This window comes from Rhodococcus sp. AW25M09 (genome assembly GCF_000333955.1).
Classification (GTDB): Bacteria; Actinomycetota; Actinomycetes; order Mycobacteriales; family Mycobacteriaceae; genus Rhodococcoides.
Genome location: NZ_CAPS01000140.1, coordinates 1 through 11,276 on the forward strand (window position 1 = coordinate 1; position 11,276 = coordinate 11,276).

Consider the following 11,276-nt stretch of genomic DNA (forward strand, 5'->3'; position numbering starts at 1 on the left):
CCCCGGGCGACACTCCTGATCCGCCGCCGTATACGGGCAGCAGCCCGCCGAAGGCGGTTCGGGGCTGAGCGACGAGCAACTGACCGATATCGCTGTCGCAGCGGGAGTTCCCGACACCGCCGGCGACTGCATCACCGGCGGCCACTACACCGACTGGGTGGCCGACTCCACCCAGTCGGTGCTCAAGACCATCAACGCCACTCCCACAGTCCTGCTCAACGGCGAACCGATCGCCCTGAGCACACCCGGTGCTCTCGACGCCGCGGTACGTGCCATCCCGTGAACGGCATGACCGACATCTCCTACACAACGGTATAGACCAGCATCTTTCGGGGCGGGATGGGGGAATGCGCATTGCAGGAAGCATAGGGCTGCGCGCATCACTGATCCTGGTGATCGAACGTTACGAGTTGCTCGTGGATCCCAGCTGCGTTCCTTCGTGCGGCCTGAACCCGGTGCAGTCCGGGGTCGATGCCGATGATGACCCAGTAGTAGAGGTACCCGGTGACGATGAAGTGGATATTCATCACCTCGTGTCCCCAGTGGTAGCGGACCAGCTCGTCGAACAGCGGGCTGAAATACACTGCATAGATGGAGAGGACGAACAACCCGACCGCGACGGCGGGGTTCGACAGCACTCGCATCAGTGGTGAATGGACCACCCACACGATCCATTCCCGCGGTCCCGGCATCCTGTCCTCCCGAGCTGGGGGCAGCGCCCGCAACGCGAGCGTGACCGGCCCGCCGAGCACGAGCAGGACCGGAACGAACATGTTGAGCGTCATGTGCGCACCCATATTGACGCTGAACATCGCCGAACCGTATGCAGCGAGACCTGAACTCGTCGCCACCAGCAACGCCAGGCACCCGGTCATCCAGGCGATGGTACGCCCGAGGGGCCACTGATCTCCGCGCCGTCGCAACCGCAGAACTGCCCACCCGTACAGCGCGATCAGGACGACTGCCGCGCCGCCGGTGACGAAGTCAAACCGCCAGAAGGTCGCGAACTGCTCGAGCGAGGGAGCGTCAGACGGTTCTCAGGCTCGATCGGCCAGCAGTGAGCAGGGTCGCGTATCCGTCGGGACCGACCCGGCCCACACGGCAGAAACGGGTACAGACTATCCCGTATACCAATGAGCCCATCGTGATCGCGGCGGCGAGTGAGACGGTGAAACGGAGCAGGACGTACAGAAGCGATGTGAAGGTGCCAGGGAACGAGTCACCGCTGGCTGCGTGTCGGGTGTCCCCCGAGCGGACGGTGACGACAACGACCAACGCGGCCGCGCATACGAGCGCGATCGCAAGGACGTAACGCACACACAGCGACTGGCGTGTGCGCGAAATATGGTGCGGTGAATCGGTTGTCACATAGCCTCGTTCGATGTCGCTGTACTGCAGTGGCGTCGGTCGATCATCGGTGTTACACGACGCCCATCATGATCGCCATTCCGGCTGCCATCGCCACCTCGCACGCCGCAGCGACACTCTGCGGCCGCGACGCCGGTAGCGCATCGACGGCGATATTACCTGCCTGCGATCCAGGCGAAGGATGTACAGGTGCGAGAGCAGTGCTCTGTTCGGCGACGAACAGACGGTAGAGCCACACGATCGCTGCGACAGCGAAGACGACTGTGAGCGTGAGTGATACCGCGGAGATCCATCCCGGTCCGCTCATCGCGGCCGTATGGTCAGGACTGCTCATGTCCATGTCGGGGGTGTGTGCGTGCGCGCCCATTCCGGACATGTCACCGTCGGCGGCGTCGGCGGTGTGATCGTGCGCGGCGGTGCCGGGAAGCCACCCGGCCATCACCGCGACCATCCACACCATCGCAGCCATCATGAACACGTGATAGCTGCCCATCGCAGGTCCGTGGGGGTGCTCGTCGACACCGGTCGTGCCCGGTGCCGTGCGTGCTGCGGAGATCGCGAACCACACCGTCGCCGCGGCAAAGAACACTCCCTGCGGTAACAGCGGGACGCCGAGCCCCCACGGCCACGCCATCGCAATCATGGCCGCGCACATCACGAGGTGGAACCCGTGGTCGATCCGTACGTTCCACTGCGCGGCGCGGATGATGCGGTACACGCAGTATCCGGCCGCGAACACGAACAGTGCTGTGGTGATCCACCGCAGCGAACTATCAGCGATCACGACGCGTCCTGCCGATTGTGTGCATCGATACCCGGTGCTCGATCCGCGTCGGCTCGTTCTTCCCGCGACGGCAGCGACGCGGATTCGAGTGTGGTTCCGCGCGATCGACGGTGGTGACGTAGTCCCAGAGCGACGTCGACGGCGACGAACACTGCCAGTGTTATTCCGAACAACGGCATGTACCAGCCCAGGATCACTGCGATCACTACCGCGGTTACCGCGGCCCACGGCGGCATCCGGCGCAGCGCCCCGCGTTTGGCAGGTGGTCCGAACCTGATTCCTCGTGCCCGGGTCGGGCACCGCAGCCACCACATCCGGTAGCCGCGAAGGATGACGGCGATCAGACCGATAGCGGTGAGCGCCAACAGGATCTGGTTGACGAGTCCGAACAGGATGCCCATGTGGGCGTCGATGGTCCAGTTGGTCATCTTGGCCATGAGCGGCCAGTTCGCGAACTCGACCTTGTCGATCACCTGGCCCGACGCGGCATCGACGGCTACCGAATCGTAGCGTGTGGGCCAATCACGTTTGGCCTCTTGCACTTTCCATGCCTGTCCCTCTTCGGCGGGAGGAACGAGCTTCATCGGTGCCTGCAGGCCCGCGCCCTGGGCGGCGGCCTCGACACCGTCGATTCCGCGCCTTCACCGATCACGGTGTCGGTGACCGGCGCACCGTCTCCCCCGTGGTGATCACCGCCTGCATTCTCGCCCGTTCCGGCAGGATGAGTCTCGACCGACGGTGTCGTTCACGACAGCGCCGTACGTACGTCCCCGATGGTCTCTCCGGCATACCGTGACCACGTCAAACCGGTGACCGAGAGAGGCAGGAGAGCGGCGATGATCCACACCCCGACCGTGCCGTGCCACGACAACGCGCGGGCGCGGCCCCTCTTCCTCGGCTCCGGCACCAGAGCAGCTCTGGCGGCTTCGGAGGCACTGGACGAGCGTTGGCGGACCCGGGCGTCCACAACACGAGCCCGCCGAGTGCGACCACCCACAGCCAACTGGCGGCCAACTCACTGTAGTTACGGCCCAGATCGCCGAGGTGGAGGTTGCGGTGCAGTTCGTCGATCCACGCGCGCACCGGGAGCCACTCACCGAACGTGGTCAGTTCTCCGCGGACCTGCGCGGTGTAAGGGTCGACGAACACGGTCCGCCCGTACCCCTCGGGAACGTCGTCGACCGCCAGCACGACACGGGTGGGTGCTCTCGGCGTCGATGGGGGGCCGGACCTCGGTGATCGAGCCTTCTGGGTGGGCGGCCCGGGCCGCGGCGACCTGCTCACTGAGCGGCAGCTGCTGATCGCCGACCTGATCGACTGTCAGTTCGTGGCGATGAACGTAGTCCGACAACTGCGGGCTGATGGTGTACAGCAGGCCGGTCACGGCCGCGATCAGCAGAAACGGTCCGACCAGGATGCCGGCATAAAAGTGCAACCGCAGCACGAACGGCCTGATCTGTGGCCACAACGGGATCTTCGTCACCGAAGGCGGGGTGTCACCGGGCGCAGGCGGTCGATCGATTTCACTGGTGGACATCTGCGTGTTTCGGTTCCTTCTCCTCGGGCTGCACTGGGCGCTCAGCCGGTCCTACTCGTGCAGTAGTCGGGCCAGCGGTCCCGGAAGTTCCCGATAATTCCGAGCCGCGTACTCGAGAACTATTCGGGTGTCACGCCCCGACTAGGTCCTCGTAGGGCTGCGACCCCGCCACGAGCTGCCGGTGTAGGTGTCAAAGTGAAGGAGATTCGACGGGTTTCCCGTCCAAAGAGCTACTGCTCAGTGGAACGACCTGATCTCGTGGCCGGACAAGTCCTCGACGGCTACGCTTGCGACCCGTCCCAGGGATACTCAACTGTCGAGCAATTCGAACAGACCGGTGCGGCCGTGTACGGAGCAAACTTCTGCTCCTCAACCGACGCTCAGAGCACCGAGAAGTGGTACTGCAGGCCGTCGTACGCCCATTTTCCCGCACCATCCCCGGCGAAACACCAGGTGAGCGTGTTTTGAAATCAAAAAGCCTGTCGGAGGTGCGCACTACAGTTCTTGCCATGGCAGAACGGCAGCTCGGTGAGGTCCTGGACGCAGATTCAGTTGCCCTGGTGAGTGGTGCGGTGGTGTTTCCGGACCTGTCGGCCGAGGTGGCTGCGCGTATCGAACGGTCGATGGCGTCGGCGCGGTCTGCCGCAACCCGCCGCGCCTACGATTCGGCGTGGCGGCGATTCGAGACCTGGTGCACTGCCGCCGGGCACATCTCGTTGCCGGCGCACCCTGCGACCGTGGCTGCGTATCTCGTTGACGCGGCGGACTCGCTGACCGTCGACGGAGTCCGGGCGTATGCACCGTCGACCTTCGGCAAATGGGTCGCTGCGATCACCGACCGTCACCGCGGGCTCGGCCACGACACCCCGTGTGGCCACGAGATGGTGCGCGCCACCCTCGCCGGTATCCGCCGAGACTACGCCGCCGCGGGGGAGCGCCCCCGCAATCCCCGCGCCCCACTCCTGACGTCCGATATCACTGCCATCGTTGACGTAGCACGTGCCGGTGTCACCGGCTGGGCCAGTGAAGTGCTCGAACGCCGCGACACCGCACTACTGCTGATGGGGTACTCCGGGGCATTTCGGCGCAGCGAACTCGTGGACCTCGAATGTCGTGATGTGCGCCGCGATCGCCTCGACGGTGCGCATGTCCGCCTGCGGCACTCGAAGACCGACCAGGACGGAACCGGAACGGTGAAGGCGCTGCCGTTCACCGACCGGCACGAATCATGCCCGGTCTGCGCGTGGGTTCGCTGGCTGCAGATCGTTGCTGCATTCGATACCGGTGGCAGAACCGCGATCATTCGTTTGCTTTCCCGCGCAGCGAAGTTCGACTCCCATCTCTGCCACAGCACCCTGCCCACCGCTGACACGCGGTCGGCGCTGTTCCGGTCGATCCGCAAGAACGGCAACCTATCCCAGACCGCACTGTCGGGTGCGGCAGTGCACGCCGCGATCCGCCGCCGCGCCGGCCGCGCCGGCTACGACGCAGACCTTCTCGCCCAGCTGGGCGGACATTCACTGCGTGCCGGATTCGTCACTCAAGCGTTCCGTAACGGTGCCGACGCACACGCGATCATGCGACAGACCGGACACAGAAGCCCGGGAATGGTCGAAATCTATGCCCGCGAGAACGCGCCTCTGGTCGGCAACGCCGTGAACGATCTCGGCTTGTGACCCTCATGCACGGCACCGACACCTCGACGAGCGGCGACAACACCGACCTTGTCCGAACAACTCCAGTATCGAACGACACTGTCCCGGAACGGGGTCGACACACGTGGTCGCTGTTCGCGGACTGGTGCACCGCTCATGATCAGTCGGCGTTGCCGGTCTCACCGGAGTTGTTCGTTCGGTTCCTCCGAGCCAACCCTGCCGCGCCGGCAACGCAACGTCGTCGCATCGCCGTCATCGACGCTGTTCATCGAGACCGCGCCCTGCCCCCGCCGGGTCGCGGTCAGAGCGTGCGAGCGGCTCTGGACGCGCTGCGTGCAGCGCGTTTGCGCGACACCGCAACTCGGATCGGCGGCATCGTCACGCGCCTCCCCGGAACAGGGTGGCCGGCGGCGTTGTTCGCTCGCCGAGATGCACTGGTCCTCACTCTTGCCGCGGCCGGGCTGCCATACACCGAGATCGCGGCACTGCGAATAAGAGATGTCGCCGTCGAACCCGAATTCGATGCCCTCACAATCGAAACGGGCACCGGTGTACATGCCGTCACTTCGTTGGAGCTCGTGAGGGCGGGCGCATCACCGAGAAAGGTGTACAGGCGCTGGTACGAGGTCCTGGCCCACGGCGAGCGGCACCCCAGCACACGCATGCTCGCCGACGCCATCGAGCACGTCGACGGAACCGAACTCGCCGACTCCGTTACTCATCTCGACCCAGGCAGCGAACGGCCGTTGTTGACCACGATCGACCGGTGGGGCCATACCCCGCTGGTCGCAACCCCTCTCACCTCCCGGGGAATAGCCGATATCGTTCGAGCACACCTCGGGGGACGCGCTCCCACGCACATACCGCCCCCCGTCCGAGAGACGAACCCAAAGCGTGTCTTTACGCTCGAGCCTGCATCGGCGGTCTCGCTCGACCCTGGTTACTACGAACGCGGCACACTCGCACGAAGGCACTCCCACGCGCTCCTCGACGACGTCGATTCGGTTCTTGCCGATGTCGAAAACCGCGCAGACCGACTGCTCAGGGAACTTCTCGAGTTCTTAGATGCGGAAATGCCGGAGTGCGAGCAATAGTCTTCAGCGCGCGACGATCCCAGGTGTCACCCCGCAGGAGCGACCCCTGTTGTGAGTGAGTCAGCGAACATTGCACCGAACGACGACCGGGTCTGTGTCGAAAGTTCGCACGCGGGCTTCACGGTCTCTTGGTACGGGGTGGTCGTGTCGCTGGACCTCGTCTCGCGGTGCGCTTCCGATCCACTGCATCGATGTCTGCGTTGATGGTTCGGCGACGTTTCCTGAGGGTCAGTGCCGACAGCGGCAAGCGCGGTGAGAAGTACCAACACGAAGGGGATGTCGAGACTGGTCAGTGCGTCGATGGTCACGATCGCTCCTGCAGCGACACACACGAAAAGCAGGCGTGCACCGTCCACGCAAGCGCATCCCGATCGTGTGCGGCGGCTGGTTCCGGCACTGGCGATCCTCGCCGCTGGGGTTGACCCCAGTCGCGCTCTCGTCGTCTCGCAGGTCGTGTTGTCCTTCGGTATTCCGATCGCGCTGATTCCGTTGGTGCGGTTCACCTCTGACCGCATGTTGATGGGCAGCGATGTCAAATTACCGGATCACTCGATATGCAGCCCGGTTCATCGCGGGAATCGTCGTCGCACTCAGCATTGCACTGATCCATCTAACCGTCGTCTGATTGTGCGCGGGTGAACGTCTCCTGCTTGCCTCTGTGTTCCAGGACCGATTACCGCTCGCGATGGTGGTGGTGTGCGTGGGAAATCGGAATCAGTGGGTTCTTCCGCCGCTCAGGGGGAGTCCGTCCTCGAAAGAAAGAAGACTTAGTGCGGGCCACCAGATTTGCAAGCAACGCAATCGATGCCCCCAGTTTGGATGACGACGAAGCCGCCCACCACCTTCAAGACATCAACCCGCGTGCGGATCGTAGACGGCGGTGACAGTCGATGCCGGCCGGCCCGTTCCATGCTTGGGGTCGAGACGTGATTGCCTCCGGGGCGTTGCCTCAGTCTGGATGGTGCAAGTCTGCCCACTAACTACGCACATTGTTCGGCATCGATCGCATGATCGAGCAGGACGCGAGAGGCTGCCTCACACTGAGTAGCTCTCTCACAGGTCGTACACTACGGCGTCGCCGATGACGCGGATGGCGACCCTGTCGCCGGGCGTCAGAGCCGTGGCGCCGAAGCGGCGCACGGTGACCCGCTGGGCCATAGCGGTGTCCGCGGTGTCGAGGCGGATCCCGAGCAGCATCTCCGACCCGAAGTACTCCACGTCGACGACGGCCCCCGATGCACCCGCGCCGTCGGTGGTCACCTCGATTTGCTCCGGCCGCAACATGATTCGGGCTGCACCTTCGATGGCGTTCGGGGAAGGGGCGACGGCGACGTCGCCGAGGGCGCAGCGGGCACGGCCGTTCTCGATGTGGGCCGTCAAGATCACGGCGTCACCGATGAATTCCGCGGTGGTGACGTCCACAGGGCGGGAATAGATTTCACGAGGTGTACCGATCTGTGCGAGCCTGCCCGAGCTCATCACCGCAACCCGGTCGGCGAACGACAGGGCCTCGGGTTGATCGTGGGTGACGAGGATGGTGGTGATCCCAGCCTTGGCGAGGACGTCGGCGACGATCCGTCGAGTGTTCGCCCGCAAGCCGGCATCGAGTGCCGAGAACGGTTCGTCGAGCAGCATCAATTCAGGTTCACGCGCCAGCGCCCGCGCGAGCGCGACCCGTTGCTGCTGGCCGCCGGAGAGCTGGTCGGGTCGACGTGAGGCGTAGGACGAATCCAGCGACACCATCTCGAGCAGTTCGGTGATCTTCGAGACGGTGCGGGCACGGCGTGGCAGGCCGAACCCGATGTTCGCGCCGACCGTGGCGTGTGGGAACAGTGCCCCGTCCTGGGCGACGTACCCCACCGACCTTCGGTGCGCAGGCGTCCAGCCGGATCCCGCGACGACCTTCCCGGTCAGTGCGACAGTGCCTGCGTCGGGTTTGTCGAAACCCGCGATCAGACGCAGCAGCGTCGTCTTACCGCAACCGGACGGTCCGACGATGGCTGTGGTCGACCCGGCATCGACAGCGAACTCAACACGACGTAGCACCGTCACAGGACCGAACGACTTGTCCAGCCCATCCACCTCCACCGCGTATGTCATAGTCCTGCCGCCTTTTTCGACTGGGAGAAGAGAACGTAGGTCATGGGCAGAGACAGCACGATCATGATCAACGCGTACGGAGCAGCCCCCGAGTAGTCGATCTCGCTGCTCAGCGACCAGAACTGCATCGACAGAGTGCGGGTTCCGGTCGGTGCCAGCAGCAATGTCGCGGTCAACTCGTTCACGATCCCCAAGAACACCAACGCACCGCCCGCTGCGGTGGCCGGCGCAGCCAATCTGAGAGTCACCCGAAAGAAACTCGACAGCGGTGACAGACCCAGCGACCGAGCCGCCTCGTCCAACCCGACGGGCGCCTGCGCGAGCCCCGCCCGCAGGTTGACCAATGCGCGTGGCAGGAAGAGCAATGCGTAGGCCGCGATCACGACGACAACTGTTTGATACAGCGGATTTGCGTACCGAATGGCGACGGTGACGAACGCCAACGCAACCACGATGCCGGGCAACGAACTCGAGATGTAGGTACCGCCCTCGAGGACACGGCTGAACCGTCCGCGGTGGCGAATCGAGATCCACGCGACCGGGAACGCGAGTGCACACGTCATGACCGCACCGGCAATTCCGAACCCGAGCGTCTGCAGCAGCGCGGACGAGATTTCGTCCCACTCCCACACCGCGCTGCCGCCGACGACAAGCCACCGCAGAACACTGGCGATCGGGACTCCGAGAGACAGTGCGATCAACATCCCCAGGAAGACGAGCGCGATCGGCGAATACTGCCAACCGAGTTCTGCAGGCACGGCCGGGCGGGCTGCACCCGAGCCGATGCGGGCATACCTGGCACTGCCACGCACAACCGCTTCGATCACCAACAATGTGAGGCACAGCAATACCAGCACCCCGGCGAGCATGGTCGCCGCCGCTCCGTTGAACGTCGATTGATACTGCTCGAAAATCGCTGTAGTGAATGTGTCGAAGCGGATGAAGACGAAGGCACCGTATTCGGCGAGTAGGTGCAACGCGACCAGAAGCGCGCCGCCGGCGATTGCCAGCCGCAGCTGCGGCACCACGACGCGAAAGAACACTGCCCACGGTCCGATTCCGAGTCCTCGCGCCGATTCCTCGACCGCGGGGTCGAGCCTGCGTAGCGTCGCGGCCACGGGAATGTAGACGAGAGGAAAATACGAGAGCGTTGCGATCAGAACGCCGCCGCGCAGCCCGCCGAGGGAAGGGATCGCCGTCACCCACGAGTAGCTGTTCACGAACGCCGGGACAGCCAGCGGCGCGGCAAGCAATACCGCCCACACCTTCGCTCCGAATACTCGTGTGCGCTCGACCAACCAAGCAGCCGCGACGCCGATTGCGACACAGATGGGCACCGTGATCACTACCAACATCACGGTGTTGGCCAACAATTCGCGGACCCGCGATCGGAACAGCAGCGCCGACGCGGTGGCCCAGCCGGTGTCCACGCTCTCCACGATCACGTACCCGAGCGGGATGAGCGAGATCGCCACGACAATCACTGCGGTGACAGCCAGAGGCAAGGGCATACGCGGCCGGCCTGCTGGGCACCGCAGCGTGTGGGCCGGCCCCCGTTGTTCTCGACCGTTCGTCGTTGGAATCAGAGCAAACCGGCTTCGGTCATGAGCTCGGTGACCTTCGGGCTGTTGAGCTTCGCCGGGTCCACCTGCGGGGCCTGCAGTTCGGTCAAGGGGACCAGATCCGCGTTGGCCGCCACTTCGCTGCCCACCGAGTACTCGAACGACATCCCGTCCCGCAGAACTTCCTGACCCTTCGGTCCGGTGACGAACGCCAGGAACTGCTGCGCTGCATCCTGTTTCGCGCTGGACTGCAGGACGCCGCCGCCGGAGACGCTGACAAATGCGCCGGGGTCTTCGTTCTTGAAGTAGTGCAGGGCGACGTTACTGCTGTTCTCTCCGGTCTTGGCCTGATCGCCGAACCAGTAGTAGTGGTAGATCACGCCGCCCGGGATTTCTCCGGCGTTGACGGCTTTCATCACCGTGCCGTTACCGTTGTAGGCGCGGACGTTGTTCTTCATCCCCTCCAACCAGGTGCGTGTAGCGTCCTCGCCTTTCAATTCGAGCAGCGCACTGACGATGGCTTGGAAATCGGCTCCCGACGGCGATGCTGCCCAGCGGTCCTTCCAGGCGGGGTCCTGCAGGTCCAGGAGTGAGGCCGGGAGCTGATCGGGGGTCAGCATGTCCGTGTTGTAGGCGAACACGGTCGAGCGGGCGGCGATACCCGTCCACTTGCCGTTCGACGGGCGGTATTGGCTCGGAACCTGGGCCAGCACGGCCTGGTCGACGTCGGTGAACAGACCCGCGTTCTCGACGAGCGTCATCGCCGGAGAGTTCTCCGTGAGGAACACATCCGCTGGCGATCGGTCACCCTCCGCTACGAGTTGGTTGCCGAGTTCGGTATCGCTCCCTTGGCGCAGGTCGACCTCGATGCCGGTCTCCGAGGTGAACGCGTCGGCCCATTCTTTCGTCAGCGACTCGTGTTGGGCGTTGTAGACGGTGATCCGGTTGTCCCCGCCCGGGTCGGACTCAGCGCTCGAACACCCCGACACCGTCAACAGTGCCGCGGTCGCCAGTGCGAGGCCCGCCATCAGTTCGATCCGCTTGCTCATCGTCCGTCCTTCGCATTTACCGGACCACCTCCGGTCGTCCCCGCCGCCATGGTACTTAGAGGATTGGCAAACCTAATGCCCGGCCCTGTCCCGCTCCACGGTAGACGGGCGAGCACGAAGGTCGCGG

General features: G+C 64.5%; 7 protein-coding genes and 3 pseudogenes. 4 read left to right on the plus strand and 6 right to left on the minus strand.

Going from position 1 to position 11,276, the window contains the following annotated elements:
- Window positions 1-157: 157 nt before the first annotated feature.
- Window positions 158-283, plus strand: coding sequence for a hypothetical protein (locus tag RHODMAR_RS29465; RefSeq protein ID WP_268987753.1), 126 nt, complete (start codon window positions 158-160; stop codon window positions 281-283).
- 166 nt (window positions 284-449) lie between these two features.
- Here RHODMAR_RS29465 and RHODMAR_RS27200 read toward each other — a convergent pair.
- From RHODMAR_RS27200 to RHODMAR_RS29645, 3 genes and pseudogenes are all read right to left on the minus strand, one after another.
- A pseudogene (locus RHODMAR_RS27200) lies at window positions 450-1,007 on the minus strand (cytochrome c oxidase assembly protein); the annotation flags it as partial.
- 413 nt (window positions 1,008-1,420) lie between these two features.
- Window positions 1,421-2,152, minus strand: a complete 732-nt coding sequence (locus RHODMAR_RS27210; protein ID WP_008720441.1) for a DUF5134 domain-containing protein — start codon at window positions 2,150-2,152, stop codon at window positions 1,421-1,423.
- Window positions 2,149-3,689, minus strand: a pseudogene (locus RHODMAR_RS29645) (PepSY-associated TM helix domain-containing protein). Before RHODMAR_RS29645 ends, RHODMAR_RS27210 begins: the two are co-directional and overlap by 4 nt.
- 509 nt (window positions 3,690-4,198) lie before the next feature.
- Between RHODMAR_RS29645 and RHODMAR_RS25135 the strand changes: the two are divergent.
- The 3 genes and pseudogenes from RHODMAR_RS25135 to RHODMAR_RS27775 all read left to right on the plus strand — a co-directional run bounded on the left by RHODMAR_RS25135 (window position 4,199) and on the right by RHODMAR_RS27775 (window position 7,063).
- Window positions 4,199-5,365 (plus strand): site-specific integrase, encoded by a 1,167-nt coding sequence (locus tag RHODMAR_RS25135; protein WP_008720452.1) that lies wholly within the window; start codon window positions 4,199-4,201, stop codon window positions 5,363-5,365.
- Between the two features lie 5 nt (window positions 5,366-5,370).
- On the plus strand, window positions 5,371-6,438 hold the full coding sequence (locus RHODMAR_RS25140) for a hypothetical protein (protein ID WP_032373364.1): 1,068 nt from the start codon (window positions 5,371-5,373) through the stop codon (window positions 6,436-6,438).
- A gap of 276 nt (window positions 6,439-6,714) precedes the next feature.
- Window positions 6,715-7,063, plus strand: a pseudogene (locus RHODMAR_RS27775) (divalent metal cation transporter).
- Between the two features lie 428 nt (window positions 7,064-7,491).
- Here the strand turns inward: RHODMAR_RS27775 and RHODMAR_RS25150 are convergent.
- The 3 genes from RHODMAR_RS25150 to RHODMAR_RS25160 form a co-directional block, all read right to left on the minus strand.
- Window positions 7,492-8,538, minus strand: a complete 1,047-nt coding sequence (locus RHODMAR_RS25150; protein WP_008720455.1) for an ABC transporter ATP-binding protein — start codon at window positions 8,536-8,538, stop codon at window positions 7,492-7,494.
- Window positions 8,535-10,049: an ABC transporter permease gene (locus tag RHODMAR_RS25155; RefSeq protein ID WP_008720458.1), complete on the minus strand. Its 1,515-nt coding sequence runs from the start codon at window positions 10,047-10,049 to the stop codon at window positions 8,535-8,537. Before RHODMAR_RS25155 ends, RHODMAR_RS25150 begins: the two co-directional genes overlap by 4 nt.
- A 71-nt stretch (window positions 10,050-10,120) precedes the next feature.
- The gene (locus tag RHODMAR_RS25160) at window positions 10,121-11,149 is read right to left on the minus strand and encodes an iron ABC transporter substrate-binding protein (protein ID WP_008720459.1); all 1,029 of its coding nucleotides are present in this window, start codon (window positions 11,147-11,149) and stop codon (window positions 10,121-10,123) included.
- Between the last annotated feature and the right edge of the window lie 127 nt (window positions 11,150-11,276).